The sequence below is a fragment of the Nocardioides sp. genome (assembly GCF_036401255.1).
Classification (GTDB): domain Bacteria; phylum Actinomycetota; class Actinomycetes; order Propionibacteriales; family Nocardioidaceae; genus Nocardioides.
This window is the reverse complement of the sequence record NZ_DASWVI010000358.1, coordinates 1-20,317: the sequence shown is the minus strand read 5'-3', so window position 1 is coordinate 20,317 and position 20,317 is coordinate 1. Positions and strand designations below refer to the sequence as shown.

23 protein-coding genes and 1 tRNA gene are annotated in these 20,317 nt (G+C 69.9%); 20 read left to right on the top strand and 4 right to left on the bottom strand.

Annotated elements, in window-relative coordinates:
- The first annotated feature begins 54 nt into the window (after positions 1–54).
- Entirely contained in the window at positions 55–225 is a 171-nt protein-coding gene (gene rpmG, locus VGD85_RS16675) for a 50S ribosomal protein L33 (RefSeq protein ID WP_331064559.1), read from the top strand.
- A 72-nt stretch (positions 226–297) separates the two neighbouring features.
- On the opposite strand, the gene VGD85_RS16670 is transcribed toward rpmG, so the two are convergent.
- Complete coding sequence (locus tag VGD85_RS16670; protein WP_331064558.1) at positions 298–1,284, bottom strand: hypothetical protein; 987 nt, start codon at positions 1,282–1,284, stop codon at positions 298–300.
- A gap of 32 nt (positions 1,285–1,316) precedes the next feature.
- On the opposite strand from VGD85_RS16670, the gene VGD85_RS16665 reads away from it, so the two are divergent.
- The 3 genes from VGD85_RS16665 to VGD85_RS16655 are packed head-to-tail and all read left to right on the top strand — an operon-like array spanning position 1,317 to position 3,122.
- Complete coding sequence (locus VGD85_RS16665) at positions 1,317–1,718, top strand: FAS1-like dehydratase domain-containing protein (protein ID WP_331064557.1); 402 nt, start codon at positions 1,317–1,319, stop codon at positions 1,716–1,718.
- The gene (locus VGD85_RS16660; RefSeq protein ID WP_331064556.1) at positions 1,715–2,092 is read left to right on the top strand and encodes a MaoC/PaaZ C-terminal domain-containing protein; all 378 of its coding nucleotides are present in this window, start codon (positions 1,715–1,717) and stop codon (positions 2,090–2,092) included. The genes VGD85_RS16665 and VGD85_RS16660 overlap by 4 nt, the downstream gene beginning before the upstream one ends.
- The gene (locus tag VGD85_RS16655) at positions 2,085–3,122 is read left to right on the top strand and encodes a UDP-N-acetylmuramate dehydrogenase (RefSeq protein WP_331064555.1); all 1,038 of its coding nucleotides are present in this window, start codon (positions 2,085–2,087) and stop codon (positions 3,120–3,122) included. The genes VGD85_RS16660 and VGD85_RS16655 overlap by 8 nt, the downstream gene beginning before the upstream one ends.
- A gap of 25 nt (positions 3,123–3,147) precedes the next feature.
- Here VGD85_RS16655 and VGD85_RS16650 read toward each other — a convergent pair whose 3' ends face one another.
- From VGD85_RS16650 to VGD85_RS16640, 3 genes are read right to left on the bottom strand one after another with little or no spacing between them, the layout of a single operon-like run.
- Positions 3,148–3,534: a DUF4190 domain-containing protein gene (locus VGD85_RS16650; RefSeq protein ID WP_331064554.1), complete on the bottom strand. Its 387-nt coding sequence runs from the start codon at positions 3,532–3,534 to the stop codon at positions 3,148–3,150.
- Entirely contained in the window at positions 3,531–4,562 is a 1,032-nt protein-coding gene (locus VGD85_RS16645; RefSeq protein WP_331064553.1) for an adenosine deaminase, read from the bottom strand. The genes VGD85_RS16650 and VGD85_RS16645 overlap by 4 nt, the downstream gene beginning before the upstream one ends.
- 11 nt (positions 4,563–4,573) lie before the next feature.
- Positions 4,574–5,803: a pyridoxal phosphate-dependent aminotransferase gene (locus VGD85_RS16640; RefSeq protein ID WP_331064552.1), complete on the bottom strand. Its 1,230-nt coding sequence runs from the start codon at positions 5,801–5,803 to the stop codon at positions 4,574–4,576.
- Between the two features lie 189 nt (positions 5,804–5,992).
- On the opposite strand from VGD85_RS16640, the gene VGD85_RS16635 reads away from it, so the two are divergent.
- The 16 genes from VGD85_RS16635 to VGD85_RS16560 all read left to right on the top strand — a co-directional run bounded on the left by VGD85_RS16635 (position 5,993) and on the right by VGD85_RS16560 (position 20,291).
- Positions 5,993–6,065: transfer RNA gene (locus VGD85_RS16635), tRNA-Trp, on the top strand.
- 47 nt (positions 6,066–6,112) lie between these two features.
- Positions 6,113–6,358 (top strand): preprotein translocase subunit SecE, encoded by a 246-nt coding sequence (secE, locus tag VGD85_RS16630; protein ID WP_331064551.1) that lies wholly within the window; start codon positions 6,113–6,115, stop codon positions 6,356–6,358.
- A 36-nt stretch (positions 6,359–6,394) separates the two neighbouring features.
- On the top strand, positions 6,395–7,357 hold the full coding sequence (gene nusG / locus VGD85_RS16625) for a transcription termination/antitermination protein NusG (protein WP_414690826.1): 963 nt from the start codon (positions 6,395–6,397) through the stop codon (positions 7,355–7,357).
- 275 nt (positions 7,358–7,632) lie between these two features.
- The gene (gene rplK, locus VGD85_RS16620; protein WP_011754170.1) at positions 7,633–8,061 is read left to right on the top strand and encodes a 50S ribosomal protein L11; all 429 of its coding nucleotides are present in this window, start codon (positions 7,633–7,635) and stop codon (positions 8,059–8,061) included.
- A 60-nt stretch (positions 8,062–8,121) separates the two neighbouring features.
- Entirely contained in the window at positions 8,122–8,844 is a 723-nt protein-coding gene (gene rplA / locus VGD85_RS16615) for a 50S ribosomal protein L1 (RefSeq protein WP_331064550.1), read from the top strand.
- A gap of 312 nt (positions 8,845–9,156) precedes the next feature.
- Entirely contained in the window at positions 9,157–9,810 is a 654-nt protein-coding gene (rplJ, locus tag VGD85_RS16610) for a 50S ribosomal protein L10 (RefSeq protein ID WP_331064549.1), read from the top strand.
- Positions 9,811–9,886: 76 nt separating this feature from the next.
- Complete coding sequence (gene rplL, locus VGD85_RS16605; RefSeq protein WP_331064548.1) at positions 9,887–10,282, top strand: 50S ribosomal protein L7/L12; 396 nt, start codon at positions 9,887–9,889, stop codon at positions 10,280–10,282.
- Positions 10,283–10,550: 268 nt separating this feature from the next.
- Positions 10,551–11,504 carry an ABC transporter ATP-binding protein gene (locus VGD85_RS16600; RefSeq protein ID WP_331064547.1) on the top strand — a complete coding sequence of 318 codons (954 nt, stop codon included), beginning with the start codon at positions 10,551–10,553 and terminating at the stop codon, positions 11,502–11,504.
- A gap of 8 nt (positions 11,505–11,512) precedes the next feature.
- Positions 11,513–12,298 (top strand): ABC transporter permease, encoded by a 786-nt coding sequence (locus VGD85_RS16595; protein ID WP_331064546.1) that lies wholly within the window; start codon positions 11,513–11,515, stop codon positions 12,296–12,298.
- A 13-nt stretch (positions 12,299–12,311) separates the two neighbouring features.
- A complete protein-coding gene (locus VGD85_RS16590) occupies positions 12,312–13,139 on the top strand; it encodes an ABC transporter permease (protein WP_331064545.1) in 828 nt (275 codons plus the stop codon).
- A gap of 4 nt (positions 13,140–13,143) precedes the next feature.
- Positions 13,144–14,424, top strand: a complete 1,281-nt coding sequence (locus VGD85_RS16585; protein WP_331064544.1) for an MCE family protein — start codon at positions 13,144–13,146, stop codon at positions 14,422–14,424.
- Positions 14,421–15,467: an MCE family protein gene (locus VGD85_RS16580; RefSeq protein ID WP_331064543.1), complete on the top strand. Its 1,047-nt coding sequence runs from the start codon at positions 14,421–14,423 to the stop codon at positions 15,465–15,467. Before VGD85_RS16585 ends, VGD85_RS16580 begins: the two co-directional genes overlap by 4 nt.
- 7 nt (positions 15,468–15,474) lie before the next feature.
- On the top strand, positions 15,475–16,443 hold the full coding sequence (locus VGD85_RS16575) for an MCE family protein (RefSeq protein ID WP_331064542.1): 969 nt from the start codon (positions 15,475–15,477) through the stop codon (positions 16,441–16,443).
- Position 16,444: 1 nt separating this feature from the next.
- Positions 16,445–17,584 carry an MCE family protein gene (locus tag VGD85_RS16570; RefSeq protein WP_331064541.1) on the top strand — a complete coding sequence of 380 codons (1,140 nt, stop codon included), beginning with the start codon at positions 16,445–16,447 and terminating at the stop codon, positions 17,582–17,584.
- A complete protein-coding gene (locus VGD85_RS16565) occupies positions 17,581–19,020 on the top strand; it encodes an MCE family protein (protein ID WP_331064540.1) in 1,440 nt (479 codons plus the stop codon). The genes VGD85_RS16570 and VGD85_RS16565 overlap by 4 nt, the downstream gene beginning before the upstream one ends.
- A complete protein-coding gene (locus VGD85_RS16560; RefSeq protein WP_331064539.1) occupies positions 19,017–20,291 on the top strand; it encodes an MlaD family protein in 1,275 nt (424 codons plus the stop codon). The genes VGD85_RS16565 and VGD85_RS16560 overlap by 4 nt, the downstream gene beginning before the upstream one ends.
- Positions 20,292–20,317 lie beyond the last annotated feature (26 nt).

The following is a 20,317-nucleotide window of genomic DNA, read 5'->3' as shown; positions in this document are numbered from 1 at the left end:
CGACCTGGACAGTGACACCCAGCGACACCCAGCACCGACTTCGAAGGACTACCCGTGGCCAGCAAGACCTCCGACGTTCGCCCCAAGATCACGCTCGCGTGCGTGGACTGCAAGGAGCGCAACTACATCACCAAGAAGAACCGGCGCAACGACCCCGACCGCATGGAGCTGTCGAAGTTCTGCCCGCGCTGCCGCAAGCACACCGCGCACCGCGAGACCCGCTGACGCAGTCGTCTCCTCGACCCGCCCGAGACCCTCGGGCGGGTCGACGTGCATTTCGGGGCTCGAGGCAGGGACTCAGACGCTGCAGTCCGGGCGCCGCCAGCTGTCGAAGTCGCGCAGTTCCAGCCGCACCAGCATCGGTACGACGGGCCGTCCGCCCATCGCCTGGTAGTGCCGGGTGCCCGACTCGCTGACCACCCACAGCGAGCGTCCCGCGAGGTCCATCCCCTCTGCGCCGGGCACGAATGCGCGGCGCCGGGTCCCCTCGGGTCCGACCAGGACCCCGCAGCGGGTCACCGACTGGGCGAACCATGCGGTGTCCCGCCCGCCGCCGGGCGCGCCCCAGACCGCGCCCTGGGTCGCGCGCGGGGCGGGGGAGGAGTCCTCGGCCATGCCGACGGTCAGGTCGAGCGCAGGCGAATCGACCAGGTGGTCGGTGTCGAACCAGTCGACCTGACCCGGGCGGCGGGGATACCAGCGCCCGACGCACAGGCGCCCGGCAGCGTCCACGAGGGCGAACGATCCGCGCAGCTCACCGGCCAGCACCCAGGCGCGACGTACCTCCAGGCTGTCGGGGTCGACCAGCCACAGCCGGGTCGTCTCGACGAGCCACAGCCCGTGGTCGTCCTGGACGAGGCCGCCGCCGTGGCGGCACATCACGGGGTCGCGGTCGCCGACGCTGCCGGACACCGGGTCGAGGCGGTTCAGCCGCCTGCCGGTGCGCAGGTCGACCTGCTCGACGACGCAGTAGCGCTCACCCAGCGGCGCGCCTGCGTTGAACCCGCTCACCCAGGCGGTTCCGGCATGGACGACCAGGCCCTGAGGAACGAATCCTCGGCCAGGCCGCAGCCAGACACCGGCGCAGACCGCACGGTCGTTGCGGAAGCGGGCGAGCGCTCGCCGATCGAGGTGCTTCGGCTCGCGGCCGCGGACCTCGTCGTACGAGAGCGGTCCACAGCTGCCCTTCCAGTCCCGGTGGGCGCCCGAGCGGGACTCGGTGCGGGACCCCGTGCTGGTGCACCCCACGGCCGTGACGGCGATCGCGAACGCCAGCGCGGTCATGGCGACGGGCGGCCACCGGCTAGGTTGACGCCATGCCAGTCGACCCGTCGCTCGTCGGTCGTGAGTTCCCACCGACCCGACCCTATGCCGTGACCGCCGCCGACATCGGCAGGTTCGCGGCGGCGGTCGGTGCGGAGTACGCCGGCGGACCGGCCCCGGCGACGTACCCCATCGTGCTCACGTTCGACGCGATGAACGCGTTCCTGGCCGCCGAGTCGATCGAGCTGCACCGGATCGTCCACGGCGAGCAGCGGTTCGCCTACGAGCGGCCGATCGTCCCCGGCGATCTGCTGAGCGCGACGCTCACGGTCAGCAGCCTGCGCCAGATCGCCGGCAACGACATCATCGGCACGGTCAGCGAGATCACCGACGACACCGGGGCGCTGGTGTGCTCGACGAGCGCGACCCTCGTGCACCGAGGGGGCGACGCGTGAGCCTGCCGACCCGCACATTCACCGTCACCCGTGCCGACCTGGTGCGCTACGCCGAGGCGAGCGGTGACCCCAACCCCATCCACCAGGACGACGAGGTCGCCCGCAGCGTCGGGCTCCCCGGCGTGATCGCCCACGGCATGTACACGATGGCGCTCGCCGCCCGCGCCGTCGCGGAGTGGTTCCCGGGTGCGGAGGTCGTCAGCCTGGGCTGCAAGTTCACCAACCCGGTCGTGGTGCCGGCCGAGGGTGGCGTGGACGTCGAGGTCGCCGGCGAGGTCAAGGACGCCTCGGACGGGCTCACCACGATCGCGCTCACGGTCACCTCCGGAGGCCAGAAGGTGCTGGGCATGCCGAAGGCCGTCGTCCGTGCCTGATCTCGCCGACCACACCACGCTGCGTCTCGGTGGACCGGCCGGTCGCTGGGTGCGCGCGACGACCGAGGACGAGCTCGTGGCCGCCGTGAGTGCGGCGGACGCCGCCGGCGAACCGGTGCTGGTGCTCGGCGGGGGGAGCAACCTCGTCGTCGCCGACGACGGCTTCCCGGGCACGGTCGTCCAGGTCGCCACCCACGGCGTCGACCCGGACGTCGAGGACGGCGCGTCCTGCGGCGGGGTGCTGGTGACCGTCGCCGCCGGCGAGACCTGGGACGACCTCGTCGCCCTCGCCGTCGAGCGCGAGTGGTCCGGCGTCGAGGCCCTCTCCGGCATCCCCGGGTCGGTCGGCGCCACCCCGATCCAGAACGTCGGCGCCTACGGCCAGGAGGTCGCCCAGACGATCGCGAGCGTCCGGGTCTGGGACCGCACGCTGCGCGGCGTCCGCACGTTCGCGAGCGCGGACTGCGGGTTCGGCTACCGCACCTCGCGGTTCAAGCAGGACCGGGTCGACGCCTTCGGGGGCCGACACGTCGTGCTGTCGGTGACGTTCCAGTTCCGCCAGGGCTCGCTCGGGACGCCGGTGGCGTACGCCGAGCTGGCCCGGGCGCTCGGCGTCGAGATCGGGGAGCGGGCGCCGCTGGCCGACGTGCGCCGGGCGGTGCTCGGCTTGCGGGCGGGCAAGGGCATGGTCCTCGACGCCGCCGACCACGACACCTGGAGCGCCGGGTCGTTCTTCACCAACCCGGTCGTCGCGGCCGACGCCGTACCCGACGGGGCCCCGGCGTGGCCGCAGCCGGACGGCCGGGTCAAGACCAGCGCCGCCTGGCTGATCGAGCACGCCGGCTACGGCAAGGGGTACGCCGCCGGCCCGGCCGCCCTGTCCGGCAAGCACACCCTCGCGCTGACCAACCGCGGCGGCGCGACGACCGCCGACCTGCTCGCCCTGGCGCGCGAGGTGCGCGAGGGCGTCGAGGCGCGCTTCGGCATCCGGCTCGTCAACGAGCCGGTGTTGGTCGGCTGCGAGCTCTGAGCTCCGGAGTCCCGGCCGGGTCGGCTCAGGGGCTCGTGGTGGCGACGCCCACGAACAGGCCGATGACCGCGAGCACGATCAGGACCGCCAGCACCAGCAGGCCCGTGCCGACGATGCCCATCACCCGGCCGGCCGAGGCCATCTCGCGCCCGCCGTACCGGCCGGGCTCCGCGTCGATCTCACGCAGCGCCCGCCCGCCGATCACCCAGGCGAACGGCGAGACCACGAGCGTGATGCCGCCGCAGAACAGGATGCCGACCAGCCCGATGATCCCGAGCACCATCGCGGTGGTCGCCGAGGGGTGCTCCGGCGCCTTCGGCGCCCAGGTGTACGCCGGCTGACCCGGGCCCTGCTGGTAGGGCTGCTGGTAGGGCTGCTGGTAGGGCTCGCCGGGCTGGTTCGGGTCGCTCATGGCCCCATCGTGTCAGGGTCGGACGCCAGCCACGCGTCGATGTCGGCCAGGACACGCGAGCGGACGTCCTCCGGGGCGCGTGAGGCACGCACGGACATCCGGGCCAGGTCGGCGAGCTGCGCGTCGGACAGGTCGTGCGCGGCGCGCATCGTGGCGTACTGGCCGGCCAGCCGGGAGCCGAAGAGCAGCGGGTCGTCGGCACCGAGGGCCACGGTCGCGCCCGCGGCGAGCAGCGTCGGCAGCGGCACCGAGGTGAGGTCGGAGTAGACGCCGAGGGCGACGTTGGACACCGGGCACACCTCGAGCGCGACGCCGGCGGCGACGATGCGGTCCAGCAGCGCCGGATCCTCGGCCGCACGGATCCCGTGGCCCAGCCGCTGCGCGTGCAGGGCGTCGAGGCACAGCCGCACGTGCTCGGGTCCTCGGAGCTCCCCGCCGTGCGGGGCCAGCAGCAGTCCCGCGCGCTCGGCGATCGCGAACGCCGGGGCGAACTCGGCGGTGCGGCCGCGGCGCTCGTCGTTGGAGAGCCCGAACCCGACGACACCGCGGCCGGCGTACTGCGTGGCCAGCCGGGCCAGCGTCCGGGCGTCGAGGGGGTGGCGGGTGCGGTTGGCGGCGATCACGACGGCGATGCCCAGGCCGGTGTCGCGCTCGGCGTCGCGCACCGCGTCGAGGACCAGGTCGGTGAACGCGGTGATCCCGCCGAAGCGCGCGGCGTAGCCGCTCGGGTCGACCTGGATCTCCAGCCACCGCCCGCCGTCGCGGACGTCGTCCTCGGCGGCCTCGCGCACCAGGCGGCGTACGTCGCCCTCCGTGCGCAGCACCGACCGGGCGACGTCGTAGAGCCGCTGGAAGCGGAACCAGCCCTTCTCGTCGGCCGCCGAGAGCTGGGGCGGCCAGTCCGTCACGAGCTGGTCGGGCAGCGCGACGCCGTCGCGCTCGGCGAGCTCGAGCAGCGTCGAGTGCCGCATCGACCCGGTGAAGTGCAGATGGAGGTGCGCCTTGGGCAGCCGATGCAGGTCGCGCACTCAGCCTCGACTCACGCGAACAGCTTCTGGAGGCGGGTGATCCCCTCGGTGATGTCGTCGTCGCCGAGCGCGTAGGACAGCCGCAGGTAGCCGGGCGAGCCGAACGCCTCGCCCGGAACGATCGCGACCTCGGCCTTGTCGAGAATGTACTCGGCGAGCTCGGCGGAGGTGTCGATGCGCCGCCCGTCGTACTCCTTGCCGAGCAGGCCCTTGACCGACGGATAGGCGTAGAACGCGCCGCCGGGCATCGGGCAGACCACGCCGTCGATCTCGTTGAGCATCGACACGATCGTGCGCCGCCGCCGGTCGAACGCGGTCTTCATCCGCGCCACGGCCGTCAGATCGCCGGCGAGCGCCGCGATGGCGGCGCGCTGCGAGACGTTCGCGACGTTGGAGGTCGCGTGCGACTGGAGGTTGGTCGCGGCCTTGACCAGGTCGGTCGGGCCGATCATCCACCCGACCCGCCAGCCGGTCATCGCGTAGGTCTTGGCGACGCCGTTGACCACGACCGTGTAGTCGGCGAGCTCGGGGCACAGCACCGGCAGCGACCCGGTCTCGATGTCGTCGTAGACCAGGTGCTCGTAGATCTCGTCGGTGAGCACCCACAGGCCGCGCTCGTGCGCCCAGGCGCCGAGTGCGCGGATCTCGTCCGCGGTGTAGACGGCGCCGGTCGGGTTGGACGGGGACACGAACAGCAGTACCTTGGTGCGCTCGGTGCACGCCGCCTCGAGCTGCTGAGGCGTGACCTTGTAGTCCTGGGTCTCGTCGGCGAGCACCTCGACCGGCACGCCGCCGGCCAGCCGGATCGCCTCCGGGTAGGTGGTCCAGTACGGCGCCGGCACGATCACCTCGTCGCCCGGGTCGAGCATCGCCGCGAACGCCGCGTAGATGGCCTGCTTGCCGCCGTTGGTGACCAGCACCTGGGCCGGGGTGACCTCGAGGCCGCTGTCGCGACGCGTCTTGTCGACGATGGCCTGCTTGAGCTCGGGCAGTCCGCCCGCGGGGGTGTAGCGGTGGTTCTTCGGGTCGCCGCACGCCTCCACGGCCGCGGCGACGATGTAGTCCGGCGTGGGGAAGTCGGGCTCGCCCGCACCGAATCCGATGACCGGCCGACCCTCCGCCTTCAGCGCCTTGGCCTTCGCGTCGACCTTGAGAGTCGCGGACTCCGCGATGGCGCCGAGGCGCTGGGAGACGCGGCGGGAGCGGGGGGTGGCCGGACCGGAGGGGGGAGCGGAGGTCATGCGCCCATCGTAGGGCGGGCCCCGCCCGAGGCGGCCACGCCGTTTCGTCCTCCGGTCCGGGCCGGTTTGGACGGGGCCTCGGTCCACCCCGTAGACTCCACGTTTGGTGGATTCCCACACGCTCAGTGCTGCCCTGGAGGCGGTGCTGGCCGGGAGTCACAGGCAGAGCTTCCGCGAGGATCTCTGCGAAGGGCACTAGCTCAACTGGCAGAGCATCGGTCTCCAAAACCGAAGGTTGGGGGTTCAAGTCCCTCGTGCCCTGCAAGGACGAACACAGGTCGATCGGTCGGACGAGGAGAGGTGGAGGACGTGCCGGACAGCAAGGCAGTCCATGGTTCGCGCGGAGGGGGCTCTCAGCGCACCAGCATCCCCACGTTCTACCGCCAGGTGGTCGCGGAGCTGCGCAAGGTCGTCTACCCGACCCAGGAGCAGCTGGTCACGTACTTCATCGTGGTGATGGTCTTCGTGGTCTTCATGATGGTGCTGGTCTCGGCCCTCGACCTGGGCTTCGGCAAGCTCGTCTTCACGATCTTCGCCGGCAAGTCCGACACCTGAGTCCGGCCCCGCCGGACGATCAGAGCAGTCCCCGAAGTGATGGAGCAGTACGTGTCTGAGCACGAGCACGACTCGGTGGAGACCGAGGAGACGACCCAGGAGACGGCCCAGGAGACTGGTGAGCCGACCGACGTGGTCGACCCGGTCCTCGAGGACCAGTACGGCGAGCCGGACGAGGGCCCCGAGATCGAGGAGGACCCCCGTCTCGACGTCGAGGTCACCGACGAGGACACCGACGCCGCGCTCGGTCTCGACGACACCGAGGACGGTGGGGCGAGCAGCCTCGAGATGTCGGCCGCGGAGGGCGACGAGGGCCCCGAGGCCGCCGATGACACCGAGGCCGCCGATGACACCGCCGAGGAGGCGGGTCCCGAGGACCCGCTCGAGGCGTTCCGCCGCGAGCTGTGGGCCAAGCCGGGCGACTGGTTCGTGGTGCACACCTACTCCGGCATGGAGAACCGGGTGAAGTCGAACCTCGAGAACCGGATCATCTCCCTCAACATGGAGGACTACATCCACGAGATCGTGGTCCCCACCGAGGAGGTGGCCGAGATCAAGAACGGCCAGCGCAAGATGGTGCGCCGGACCGTCCTCCCCGGGTACGTGCTGGTCCGCATGGACCTCACCGACGAGTCCTGGGCCGCGGTGCGCCACACGCCGTCGGTGACCGGGTTCGTCGGCCACAGCCACCAGCCGGTGCCGCTGTCGATGTCCGAGGTGGAGAACATGCTCGCCCCGGCGGTCGTCGCCCGGGCCGAGGCCGAGGCGGTCGCCGCCGGCACGCCGGCCGCCACCGGCGGCGCGGTCAAGAAGCCGACCGTCGAGGTCGCCGACTTCGAGGTCTCCGACTCCGTGATGGTCGTCGACGGCCCGTTCGCCACCCTGCACGCGACGATCACCGAGATCAACGCCGAGGCGCAGCGGGTCAAGGCGCTCGTCGAGATCTTCGGTCGCGAGACCCCCGTCGAACTGAGCTTCTCGCAGATCCAGCGCGTCTGATCCCTTCGACTCCGTCGAAGGGATCAGAAAGCCGCGCGAGATCGAGTAGCCGCGGCCCCGCGACGCAGGAGCGGGGCCGACCGGCGTATCGAGATCGAGAGGTCCGGGCTATGCCGGACGGTCGAGCCAAGCGGCGGCCGGCAAGCATCGAGCAGACCTGATTTCGCACAACGCCCCTCGGGGCCGCACAATAGTTCGGTTGCCCTCGGGCGACAGCAGGTGGCAGAGGCGTACGACGTACTCCTCGTCATGACCACGAGACAGAAAGAGAAGCAATGCCTCCGAAGAAGAAGATCGCCGCGCTCGTCAAGGTGCAGCTGCAGGCCGGTGCCGCGACTCCCGCCCCGCCGGTCGGTACCGCCCTCGGTCCGCACGGCGTGAACATCATGGAGTTCTGCAAGGCCTACAACGCGCAGACCGAGTCCATGCGCGGCAACGTGATCCCGGTCGAGATCACCATCTACGAGGACCGGTCCTTCACGTTCATCACCAAGACCCCGCCGGCCGCCGAGCTGATCAAGAAGGCCGCCGGTCTGCAGAAGGGCTCGGGCGTCCCGCACAAGGAGAAGGTCGGCAAGCTGACCAAGGACCAGGTGCGCGAGATCGCCCAGACCAAGCTGCCCGACCTCAACGCGAACGACATCGAGGCGGCCATGAAGATCGTCGAGGGCACCGCCCGCTCGATGGGCGTCACCACCGACTGACCACTCGTGGAAGGGCCGCGCTGGCCCGCTGACCACATCTCCTGGAAGTAGGAACACATCATGCAGCGCAGCAAGACCTACCGCGCGGCGGCCGAGTCGTTCGACAAGGACGAGCTCTACGCCCCGCTCGCCGCGATCAAGATCGCGAAGACCGCCAGCAAGAAGAAGTTCGACGAGACCGTCGACGTCGTGATGCGCCTCGGCGTCGACCCCCGCAAGGCCGACCAGATGGTCCGCGGCACCGTGAACCTGCCCCACGGCACCGGCAAGACCGCCCGGGTGCTGGTGTTCGCGAACGCCGACAAGGCCGAGGCCGCCCGCGAGGCCGGCGCCGACGTCGTCGGTGGCGACGAGCTCATCGACAAGGTCGCCGGCGGCTGGCTCGACTTCGACGCCGTCGTCGCGACCCCGGACATGATGGGCAAGGTCGGCCGCCTCGGCCGCGTGCTCGGTCCCCGTGGCCTGATGCCGAACCCCAAGACCGGCACCGTGACGCCGGACGTCGCCAAGGCGGTCACCGACATCAAGGGCGGCAAGATCGAGTTCCGCGTCGATCGGCACGCCAACCTGCACTTCATCATCGGCAAGGCCTCCTTCGGCGAGGTCCAGCTCGCGGAGAACTACGCCGCGGCGCTCGAGGAGGTGCTCCGGCTCAAGCCGGCCAGCTCCAAGGGCCGCTACATCAAGAAGGTCACGGTCTCCACGACCATGGGCCCCGGCATCCAGGTCGACCCCAACCGCACCCGCAACGTCGCGGTCGAGGACGAGAACGCCTCTGCCTGATCACAGGCTTCGTACGTCGACCCGCCCGGTGCTCCGGGCGGGTCGACGCCATTTCGGGGAGTCCGTCTCCGGCGGGGAGTGATCGGCGGTGGCCACCGATTTGGCTCCGCCACCGGAACCGCCGTACTGTTCTCCACGAAACCAAAGACCGCCGGTTGTCACGCTGCGACTGCAGCTGGACCGAAGGTTCCGCGAGAGCGGACGGCCTGCGTAGGTGACGGAGCACGAAGACACTTCACGCCCTGAGCCTGCGCTCGGGGCGTTCGTCTTTCCCGGTGCCGGGCCCGGTGGTCGACCACCGGAAGGAGACCCATGGCGCGGGCAGACAAGCAGGCGGCCGTCGCGGAGATCGTTGAGTCCTTCAACGACTCCGCCGGTGCCGTGCTGACCGAGTACCGCGGTCTCACCGTGAAGCAGCTGCAGGACTTGCGGCGCTCCCTCGGTGCGAACGCCGACTACGCCGTGGTCAAGAACACGCTGGCCAAGATCGCCGCCAATGAGGTGGGCATCTCCGGCTTCGACGACCTGCTGACCGGTCCGACCGCCATCGCCTTCATCAACGGCGACGTGGTCGAGGCGGCCAAGGGTCTGCGTGACTTTGCCAAGGCGAACCCCACCCTTGTCATCAAGGGCGGCATCCTGGACGGCAACATCCTCGACGCGAGCGAGATCGCCAAGCTGGCCGACCTCGAGTCCCGTGAGGTGCTCCTGGGCAAGCTGGCCGGCGCGATGCTCGCGTCGCTCAGCCAGGCCGTCTACCTGCTCAACGCCCCGCTCGCGCAGGCCGCCCGTCTCGCGGGCGCCCTCCAGGCGAAGGCCGAGCAGGACCCCTCGATCCTCGCAGGTGGTGCTGGTGCGGCTTCGGCCGAGCCGGTCGCCGCTGACGAGGCTCTCGCCGAGGAGGCGGCTCCCGTTGAGGAGCCCGCCGCCGAGGCCGCCTCTGACGAGGAGACCGCCGAGGCCTGAGCCTCGGCGAACCACCACCTGAAACCAGGTCCGTCGCGACCGCGGCCCGGACCACCGAATGGAAGGAAACGCCACCATGGCGAAGCTCAGCACTGACGAGCTCCTCGACGCGTTCAAGGAGATGACGCTGATCGAGCTCAGCGAGTTCGTGAAGCAGTTCGAGGAGACCTTCGGCGTGACCGCCGCGGCTCCGGTTGCCGTGGCCGCCGCCCCCGCCGCCGGCGGTGCGGCCGCTGCCGGCGGCGACGCCGGCGCCGACCAGGACGAGTTCGACGTCATCCTCGAGTCGGCCGGCGAGAAGAAGATCAACGTGATCAAGGAGGTCCGCGCGCTGACCTCCCTCGGCCTCAAGGAGGCCAAGGAGCTCGTGGAGGCGGCCCCGAAGCCGATCCTCGAGAAGGTCGCCAAGGACGCGGCCGAGAAGGCCAAGGAGGCCCTCGAGGGCGCCGGCGCCACCGTCACCCTCAAGTGACGTCTCGACCCAGCTGAACCCTCACGAGGGGCGGTCCACCCGATGGGTGGGCCGCCCCTCGTGGCATTCCGGGCCCGGCTCCGGTCCAGACGAGGCCCGGCTCCTGCGTCGTCCGAGGTGTAGATCGGGGGTCGCGGGGAAGGAAACCGACGCGTAACCTCCCCGCTATTCCGGCGTTGTTACCGGTCAGTGGGAGACGGGGGAGTGTCAGGCACGCTCGGGCTGGGAACCCGAGCACGCGCAGTGGCGATGGAGGGACGAGGCGGTCATGGGCGTTGAGATCCAGGTCGAGCACCTGAGCAAGTCGTTCGGCAAGCAGCTGATCTGGGGTGACGTCACGCTCACGGTCCCGGCCGGCGAGATCTGCGTGATGCTCGGTCCGTCCGGCACCGGCAAGTCGGTGTTCCTCAAGACCCTGATCGGCCTGCTCAAGCCCGACCAGGGCTCGATCGTCATCGAGGGCACCGACATCGCGACCTGCTCGGAGAAGGAGCTCTACGAGATCCGCAAGCTGTTCGGCGTGCTGTTCCAGGACGGCGCGATGTTCGGCTCGATGAACCTCTACGACAACGTCGCGTTCCCGCTGCGCGAGCACACCAAGAAGACCGAGTCCGAGATCCGTGACATCGTCATGGAGAAGATGGACCTGGTCGGTCTGGTCGGTGCGGAGGACAAGCTCCCCGGCGAGATCTCCGGCGGCATGCGCAAGCGCGCCGGCCTGGCGCGGGCGCTGGTGCTCGACCCCGAGATCGTGCTGTTCGACGAGCCCGACTCCGGCCTCGACCCGGTCCGCACGGCGTTCCTCAACCAGCTGATCGTCGACCTCAACGCCCAGATCGACGCGACGTTCCTCATCGTCACCCACGACATCAACACCGCCCGCACCGTGCCGGACAACATCGGCCTGCTCTACCACCGCCACCTGGCGATGTTCGGCCCCCGCGAGATGCTCCTGTCCTCGGAGGAGCCGGTCGTGCGTCAGTTCCTCAACGCCCAGCGCGTGGGCCCGATCGGCATGTCGGAGGAGAAGGACGCCGACGAGCTCGAGGCGGAGAAGGACCAGGAGCTGCCACCCCTGCCGCCCATCCCGCTGCAGCTGGAGCCGTCCAACGGGATCCCGCGGCGCAGCCAGCGGCCGCCGGGCGCCTGGTGCCGTGAGAACGGTGTGACCCCGCCCCCGGGCTCCTTCGAGGAGAACATGTCCATGGCGACCGGGGGCTGAGCGGGCCCATGTCGTCCCTCACCGCGAGCCGGGTGCTCGCGCCCGTCGGCACGGCGGGCAAGCTGTTCGCCTTCGGGCTCGATGTGGCCCGTGGGCTCTTCCGCCGTCCCTTCCAGCTGCGCGAGTTCTTGCAGCAGGCCTGGTTCATCGCCTCGGTCACGATCATTCCGACCGCGCTGGTCGCGATCCCGTTCGGGGCCGTGATCGCGCTCCAGGTCGGCGGCCTGATCAAGCAGTTCGGCGCCCAGTCGTTCACCGGCTCGGCCGCCGTCCTCGCCGTCGTGCGCGAGGCCGGCCCGATCGCCACCTCGCTGCTGATCGCCGGCGCCGGTGGCTCGGCCATCGCCGCGGACCTCGGCGCACGCAAGATCCGCGAGGAGCTCGACGCGATGATGGTCCTCGGGATCGACCCGATCCAGCGCCTGGTCGTCCCGCGGGTGCTCGCGTGCATGCTGGTCGCGGTCTTCCTCAACGGGCTGGTCAGCGTCGTCGGCGTGGCGGGCGGCTACGTGTTCAACGTCGTGCTCCAAGACGGCACCCCAGGCGCCTATCTAGCGAGCTTCACCGCGCTCGCCCAGCTCCCCGACCTCTGGCAAGGCATGGCCAAGGCGGTCGTGTTCGGCCTGATCGCGGCGATCGTGGCCTGCTACAAGGGCATGAACGCCGCCGGCGGCCCGAAGGGCGTCGGCGACGCGGTCAACGAGTCCGTGGTGATCACGTTCATGCTCCTGTTCGTCGTCAACTTCGTGATGAGCGCGATCTACATCCAGCTCGTCCCACCGAAGACGGGTTAGGCGGCGTACGACGATGGCCAACATCCGCGCGGTCTACGACAAGCCGCTCAAGACCCTCGACAGCCTCGGCGAAGAGCTCGCGTTCTTCATCAAGGCCCTCGCGTGGACCCCACGCACGATCCGCCGCTACAAGAAGGAGATCCTCCGCATCCTGGCGGAGGTCACGCTCGGCTCCGGCGCCCTCGCCGTGATCGGCGGCACCGTCGGCGTCATCACGGCGATGTGCTTCTTCACCGGCACCGAGGTCGGGCTCCAGGGCTACGCCGCCCTCAACCAGCTCGGCACCGCCGCCTTCTCCGGGTTCGTCTCCGCCTACTTCAACACGCGCGAGATCGCGCCACTGGTCGCCGGCATCGCGCTCGCCGCGACCGTGGGCTGCGGGTTCACCGCGCAGCTCGGCGCGATGCGGATCTCGGAGGAGGTGGATGCGCTCGAGGTGATGGCGATCCCGTCGCTGCCGTTCCTCGTCACCACCCGCATCATCGGCGGTCTGATCGCGATCATCCCGCTCTACGTGGTCGGCCTGCTCTCGTCGTACTTCGCGACCAGGCTCACCGTCACCCAGTTCTTCGGGCAGAGCACCGGCACCTACGACCACTACTTCAACACCTTCCTGCCACCGGGCGACGTCCTGTGGTCGTTCGGCAAGGTGCTGGTCTTCGCGGTCACCGTGATCCTCATCCACTGCTACCACGGCTACACCGCATCCGGAGGGCCTGCCGGCGTCGGCGTCGCCGTCGGCCGGGCCGTACGCACGAGCATCGTCGCGCTCAACGTCATCGACCTCTTCTTGTCGATGGCCATCTGGGGTGCGTCGACGACCGTCAGGCTGGCGGGGTGATCGCGTGCGACTGAGTGCGGGGCACAAGGTGCTGGGCGTGGTGTTCCTCTGCCTGCTGCTGGCGGCGGTCTACCTCACCTACGCGGTCTTCACCAAGAAGTTCACCGACTACGACCGGGTGAAGCTGCAGACCTCCACCATCGGCCTGCAGCTGCCCGCCCGCGCCGACGTCAAGATCCGCGGGGTGATCGTCGGCGAGGTCCTGGACTTCGCCTCGGACACCGAGGGCGCCGAGCTCACGCTGGGCATCTACCCCGACAAGCTCGACACGATCCCGGCGAACGTCACCGGCTCGATCGTGCCCAAGACCCTGTTCGGTGAGAAGTACGTCGCCCTCGAGGTGCCGGCGCAGCCCGCGGCGGAGCACATCGAGGCCGGCGCCACCATCGAGCGCACCCAGGTCTCGATCGAGGTGGAGAAGGTGCTCTCCGACCTCTACCCGCTGCTGCGCACCGTGCAGCCCGCGGACCTCAACATGACGCTGAACGCGCTGGCCACCGCGCTCGAGGGCCGCGGCGACCAGCTCGGCGCCAACCTCGAGACCGTCGACAGCTACCTCAAGCGGATCAACCCCCAGATCCCCGCGCTGATCGAGGACCTGCGGCTGACCGGCCAGGTCTCCCAGACCTACGCGGACGTGATGCCCCAGATCGCGTCGATCCTCGACAACACCGTCAAGACGACCGGCACGCTCGAGGACCGCGAGGTCAAGCTGCACGCCCTCTTCGACGACGTCGCGTCGTTCTCCGACACCGCTCGCGGCTTCCTCCAGGACAACGGGGACAACCTGATCCGGTTCAGCAAGATCGGGCAGGAGCAGCTGCGGGTGTTCGCGAAGTACGCCCCGGAGTACAACTGCCTCACCCGCGGCATCGTCAACGCCGGCAAGCTCCAGGCCGAGGCCTTCCGCGGCTTCGTCCTGCACATCGTCCTGGAGACGCTGCCCCACCAGCCTCGGCCCTACAACGTCAACGACAAGCCGCACTTCGGCGAGGACCGCGGCCCCGTCTCCTGCCTGCACCTGCCCAACCCGCCGTGGTCGCAGTCCAACCCCGTGCGACACCAGCCGGACTTCAACGACGGCGTCGACGAGCCGACCGGCAAGGGCACCTCGCGGGTGGCCCCGAACCAGTACTTCCGCACCACCGTCGGCACCGCGGCCGAGAGCGACGTCCTCCGGTCGCTGCTCGGCCCCGCGCTCGGCCTGCCCGCGTCCGACGTACCCGACGTCGGCCTGCTGCTGGTCGGCCCGATGGCCCGCGGGGCGGAGGTGTCGCTGCGATGAAGATGCTCGACAAGCGGACCGCCGGCGACCTCACCAAGCTGCTGATCTTCATCGTGGTGACGACGCTGGCCACCTCCGTCCTCGTCGCGACGATCGGCAACATCACGTTCTCCGGCAGCAACGACTACCGGGCGGTGTTCGTCGACGCCACCGGTGTGGTGAAGGGCGACGACGTCCGCATCGCGGGTGTGAAGGTCGGCACCGTCAAGAAGGTGGAGATCGTCGACCGCACACACGCGCTGGTCAGCTTCGACGTCGCGGACGACACCACGCTCAGCGGCGCGACGCACGCCGCGATCCGCTACCGCAACCTGGTCGGGCAGCGCTACCTCGCGCTCACCGACGAGATCGGTGACTCCGACCCGCTGCCGGCGGGCGCCACGATCCCCATCACCCGGACCTCCCCGGCGCTCGACCTGACCGTGCTCTTCAACGGCTTCAAGCCGCTGTTCCAGGCGTTGTCCCCGGCCGACATCAACCAGCTCTCCTACGAGATCGTCCAGGTGTTCCAAGGCGAGGGCGGCACGCTCGAGGGGTTGCTGACCCACACCGCGTCGGTCACCTCGACGCTCGCCGACCGCGACCAGCTGATCGGCGACCTGATCGACAACCTCAACGAGGTCCTCGACCACATCGGCGATCGCGACGTCCAGCTCAGCCGCCTGATCACGACCTTCCGCACGTTCGTCGGTGGCCTCAAGGACGACCGCCAGGCGATCCTCGGCTCCCTCGACCAGATCTCCGAGCTGTCCGTGCAGACCGCCGACCTCGTCGACGGCATCCGCGCGCCGTTCGTCGGCGACATCAAGCAGCTGCGCGAGGTGGCGCGCAACCTGGACAACGGCAAGGGCGAGCTGGACCGCGCGCTGCAGGTGCTGCCGATCAAGCTCAACAAGATCGGCCGCACCGCGACCTACGGCTCGTGGTTCAACTTCTACCTGTGCCACTTCCAGGGCCGGATCCGCCTCCCCGGCGGGATCTCGGTGCCGGTCGACTACCCGCCCAACGGTGTCAAGGTCGCAGACAGGTGTGATCTGGGATGAGGCCGCGATGAGCACTCCCTTCCGCGAGCGCAACCCCGTGGTCGTCGGGGCGGTCAGCCTCGCCGTCCTCGCGCTGCTGATCCTGGCCGCGTTCCGCGCCCAGGACCTGCCGCTGATCGGCGGCGGCGACACCTACTACGCGGCGTTCTCCGAGTCCGGCGGCCTCAAGGCCAACGACGAGGTCCGGATCGCCGGCGTCCGGGTCGGCAAGGTCGAGAAGGTCGCGCTCGAGGGCGACCACGTGCGGGTCACCTTCCGCGTCGACACCTCCTCGGAGTTCGGCGACGAGACCCACGCGGCGATCAAGGTCAAGACGCTGCTCGGCGCGATGTACCTCTCGCTCGAGCCCGCCGGCTCCGGACAGCTCGACGAGGGCGCCGAGATCCCGGTCGAGCGCACCAGCTCGCCGTACGACGTCGTCGACGCCTTCTCGGGCCTGGCGGAGACCAGCGAGCGCATCGACACCGACCGGCTCGCCAAGTCGCTCACGACGCTCGCCGACCTGACCCGCAACACCCCCACCGAGTTCCGCCGGGCGCTCGACGGCGTCTCCCGGCTCTCGGCGAACGTCGCCGCCCGCGACGAGCAGATCAACACGCTGCTGAAGAACCTCGAGCGCGTCTCCGGGGTGCTCGACGAGCGCGACGACGACATCATCGGCCTGATGAAGGACTCCGACGTCCTGTTCCGCGCCCTCGTGGCCCGGCGCGACGCGGTCCACGACCTGCTGGTCTCCACCAGCCGGCTCTCCAAGGAGCTGACGACCCTGATCGAGCAGAGCCGGGCCGACCTCAAGCCGGCCCTCGACCACGTCGACAACGTGCTGCGGGTGCTGAACAAGAACGAGGACAACCTCGACAACAGCCTCCGGTTGATGGCGCCGTTCTACCGGGTGTTCGCCAGCACGCTCGGCAACGGTCCGTGGTTCGACACCTACATCCAGAACATGCCCCCGGTCCCGCAGGTGGGTGGCTGACATGACCGCTGTCGCCAAGCGGGCGATCGTCCCCGCAGCCATCGTGATCGCGCTGGTGGCCGCCGCCCTGACGATGTTCGGTGGCGGGGAGACCAAGACGCTCACCGCCCACTTCCCGCGCACGATCTCGATCTACGAGGGCAGCGACGTCCGGGTGCTCGGCGTGCCGGTCGGGCAGGTCGACACCGTGACGCCGTCGGGCACCGACGTGGTCGTCACGATGTCCTATGACGCCGACGTCAAGGTGCCGGCGGACGCCAAGGCCGCGATCGTCGCTCCGTCGATCGTCGGCGACCGTTTCGTCCAGCTCACTCCGGTCTACACCGGCGGCGACGTGATCGCCGACGGCGCCGTGCTCGAGGAGGACCGTACGGCGGTCCCGCTCGAGCTCGACCAGATCTACAGCAGCCTCGACGACCTGACCGTGGCGCTGGGGCCCACCGGCGCCAACCGCAACGGCGCCTTCTCCGACCTGTTGGAGACCACCGCCGAGAACTTCGGCGGCCAGGGCGCCAAGTTCCACCAGACGATCCAGGACTTCGGCAAGCTCAGCCAGACCCTCGACGACAACAAGGACGAGCTGTTCGGCTCGGCCCGTGAGCTGGAGGGGTTCATCGGCACGCTCGCGAAGAACGACAAGACGGTGCGCAAGTTCAACGACTCGCTCGCGCAGGTCTCCGAGATGCTCTCCGGCGAGCGTCAGGAGCTGTCGGCGTCGCTGAAGAACCTCGCGACCGCGCTCGGCCAGGTCTCCACGTTCGTCAAGGAGAACCGCGAGGTGCTCGGCCGCGACATCTCCGGGCTCAACCGGGTCTCGAAGGTCCTGGTCAAGCGGCGCTCCGAGCTCGGCAAGATCCTCGACTGGGGCCCGCTGGCGCTGAACAACCTCGCGCTCACCTACAACCCCGAGGCCGGCACGCTCGACACCAACGCCAACCTCGGAGAGGTCGTCAACCAGGTCGAGTCCGACCCCTCGACGTTCCTGTGCGGGTTCTTGAGCCAGGCCGACACGTCCGGCACCCTCTGCGACCTGGTCCAGCAGGCGCTGCCGCGGCCCGGCACCGGCGGCAAGGGTGTCCCGCGCTCGTCGGTCGACCTGTTCGACCGGACGCTCGCCGGCCTGGTGGAGGTGGACCGATGAGGGTGCCCAGGATGCTCCGCGCGCTGGTCGCCGTCCTCGCCGGCACCCTGCTGCTGACCGGCTGCGAGTTCGACGTCTACAAGCTGCCGCTGCCGGGCGGCACCGACGTCGGCGACGATCCGATCACGGTGACCGCCGACTTCCGCGACGTCTTGGACCTGGTGCCCAAGTCCACGGTGAAGGTCAACGACGTCAGCGTCGGCGAGATCACCGACGTCGACCTGGTCGACGGCCACGCCCGCGTGACGATGAAGCTGCGCAACGACGTGGACCTGCCCGAGAATGCCGTCGCCGAGATCCGGCAGACCAGCCTGCTCGGCGAGAAGTTCGTCTCGCTCAGCGCCCCGACCGACCAGCCCGCCACCGGCGAGCTCGGCGACGGCGACACCATCGGCCTCGACGACACCGGCCGCAACCCCGAGGTCGAGGAGGTGCTCGGTGCGCTGAGCCTGGTCCTCAACGGCGGTGGGGTCGCCCAGCTGAAGACGATCGCAACCGAGGTCAACAAGGCGCTCGGGGGCCGCGAGGACGCGGCGCGCTCGGTGCTGACCCAGATCAGCGACTTCATGGCCCAGCTCGACGAGAACAAGCAGGACATCGTCAACGCGATCGACTCGGTCAACAACCTCGCCGTGTCGGTCCGCCGCCAGCAGGGCTCGATCGACGCGGCCCTGGACGAGCTGCCGAGCGCCTTGAAGTCGCTGGACAAGCAGCGGTCCGACCTCGTGAGGATGCTCGGCGCGCTGGACCGCCTCGGTGGCGTCGGCGTACGCGTCATCAAGGCGTCGAAGGACGCCACCATCGAGTCGCTGCGCCAGCTCAACCCCGTCCTCACCGAGCTCGCCGCGTCCGGTGACGCGTTCGTGAAGTCCTTCAACGTGTTCTTGACCTACCCCTTCGTCGACGAGGTCGTCGGTCGCGACCCGCAGGTCGCCCGCAACCTGCACATGGGCGACTACACCAACCTGTCGGTCGAGCTCGACGTCGACCTCTCCGGCGGCATCGACGGCTCCTCCTCGCCGACCCTGCTGCCCAGCGAGCTGGATCCGACCGTCGTCCTCGACCGCGTCACCCGGTGCATCCGCAGCGGCGACCTCCAGAGCAAGCCCTGCCAGAAGCTGCTCAGCAGCGTCGAGGGCCTCCTCAAGCTGCGCGAGGCCTGCCTGAAGAAGAAGAACGACCAGACGGTCGTGTGCCGGCTGCTCAACCAGATCCCCGGCCTGCCCGGCCTGCCGCTCGACGGACTGCCCAGCGGACTGCCCAGCGGGCTGCCGACCGGCCTGCCGGGAGCGTCCGACCTGACCGGGCTGCTCGGCCTGGGCCGAGCGGGCGCCGGACCCACCGCGTCCGCCCACGGGCCGACCATGCGGCAGCTCAGCCAGGTCTTCGACCCGACGCTGGTCCGGCTCCTCGTCCCCGGGATGGTGACCCGATGATCACCCGCCGCACTCGCATCCAGCTGCTGGTGTTCGTCGCGATCACCCTGCTCGGCGTCAGCTATGTCGGCGCGCGCTACGCGCGCCTGGACCGGGTGTTCTTCGACGACCACTACACGGTCGTCGCCCACTTCAGCGACTCCGGCGGCATCTTCGCCGGGGGAGAGGTGTCCTACCGGGGTGTGCAGGTCGGCCAGGTCGGCAAGCTCCAGCTGACCGACGACGGCGTCGACGTCTACCTCGACATCGACAACTCCTGGAACGACATCCCGGCCGACACACTCGCCGTCGTCGGCAACCGGTCCGCGGTGGGCGAGCAGTACGTCGAGCTCCAGCCGCAGGCCGACTCCGCGCCGTACCTCGGTGAGGACTCGCAGATCGCGATGGACGACACACGCACGCCGATCGCGACCCAGAAGCTCCTCACCGACATCTCCGACACCGTGGAGTCGGTCGACAAGCAGGCGCTCTCGACGAGCGTGAACGAGCTCGGGCAGGCGTTCGCCGGCACCGGCAAGAGCCTCCAGCGGATCATCGACACCGGCAACGGGTTCATCCAGGAGGCCAACGACAACTTCGACGTGACCACCGCGCTGATCCGCGACAGCAACATCGTGCTCAACAGCCAGGTCGACAAGGCGAGCGCGCTGCGCACGTTCGCCCGGGAGCTCAGCCTGTTCAGCGGCTCGCTGGCCGGCGCCGACCCGGCGCTGCGGCAGGTCATCGACGACGGGTCGGTGGCCGCGACCGAGCTGCGCACGTTCATCCAGGACAACCAGGTCGACCTCGGCGAGCTGCTCAACAACGTCGTCACGACCGGGGACGTCGTCGTCCAGCACCTGCCCGGCATCGAGCAGATGCTGGTGATCTACCCCTACGTCGTCGAGGGCGGCTTCACGGTCGTGTCGAAGTCCCCGGACACCGGGCTGTACGACGCGCACTTCGGCCTGATCATGACCGACAACCCGGTCTGTCACCGCGGCTACGAGGGCACCGACACGCGGCCGCCGCAGGACGGTAGCAACCGTCCGATGAACACCAAGGCCGGGTGCACCGAGCCGGCGGCGATGAGCAACGCCCGCGGCGCGCAGAACCTCCCGCGCACCGGCGCGGCCTACCGCGCGCCCGTCGCGTCGTACGACCCCGACACCGGCACGGTGCACTGGGGCGCGAAGATCGACCCCGTGCTGGCCCCGACCGGTACGTTGGCCCCCCAAGCCTTCGGAGAGGAGTCGTGGAAGTGGCTGTTCCTCCAGCCCCTGGTGCCGTGACCACCGGGACTGAGGAGACGCCGCGT

Bases quoted from the DNA above. Each gene is read 5' to 3' on its own strand.
- VGD85_RS16670 (WP_331064558.1), bottom strand. From the start codon at position 1,284: ATGACCGCGCTGGCGTTCGCGATCGCCGTCACGGCCGTGGGGTGCACC.
- VGD85_RS16565 (WP_331064540.1), top strand. From the start codon at position 17,581: ATGAGGGTGCCCAGGATGCTCCGCGCGCTGGTCGCCGTCCTCGCCGGC.
- VGD85_RS16665 (WP_331064557.1), top strand. From the start codon at position 1,317: ATGCCAGTCGACCCGTCGCTCGTCGGTCGTGAGTTCCCACCGACCCGA.
- VGD85_RS16560 (WP_331064539.1), top strand. From the start codon at position 19,017: ATGATCACCCGCCGCACTCGCATCCAGCTGCTGGTGTTCGTCGCGATC.
- VGD85_RS16575 (WP_331064542.1), top strand. From the start codon at position 15,475: ATGAGCACTCCCTTCCGCGAGCGCAACCCCGTGGTCGTCGGGGCGGTC.
- VGD85_RS16580 (WP_331064543.1), top strand. From the start codon at position 14,421: ATGAAGATGCTCGACAAGCGGACCGCCGGCGACCTCACCAAGCTGCTG.
- rplJ (WP_331064549.1), top strand. From the start codon at position 9,157: ATGGCGCGGGCAGACAAGCAGGCGGCCGTCGCGGAGATCGTTGAGTCC.
- VGD85_RS16600 (WP_331064547.1), top strand. From the start codon at position 10,551: ATGGGCGTTGAGATCCAGGTCGAGCACCTGAGCAAGTCGTTCGGCAAG.
- rplA (WP_331064550.1), top strand. From the start codon at position 8,122: ATGCAGCGCAGCAAGACCTACCGCGCGGCGGCCGAGTCGTTCGACAAG.
- VGD85_RS16650 (WP_331064554.1), bottom strand. From the start codon at position 3,534: ATGAGCGACCCGAACCAGCCCGGCGAGCCCTACCAGCAGCCCTACCAG.
- VGD85_RS16590 (WP_331064545.1), top strand. From the start codon at position 12,312: ATGGCCAACATCCGCGCGGTCTACGACAAGCCGCTCAAGACCCTCGAC.
- rplK (WP_011754170.1), top strand. From the start codon at position 7,633: ATGCCTCCGAAGAAGAAGATCGCCGCGCTCGTCAAGGTGCAGCTGCAG.
- VGD85_RS16595 (WP_331064546.1), top strand. From the start codon at position 11,513: ATGTCGTCCCTCACCGCGAGCCGGGTGCTCGCGCCCGTCGGCACGGCG.
- VGD85_RS16640 (WP_331064552.1), bottom strand. From the start codon at position 5,803: ATGACCTCCGCTCCCCCCTCCGGTCCGGCCACCCCCCGCTCCCGCCGC.
- rplL (WP_331064548.1), top strand. From the start codon at position 9,887: ATGGCGAAGCTCAGCACTGACGAGCTCCTCGACGCGTTCAAGGAGATG.
- VGD85_RS16570 (WP_331064541.1), top strand. From the start codon at position 16,445: ATGACCGCTGTCGCCAAGCGGGCGATCGTCCCCGCAGCCATCGTGATC.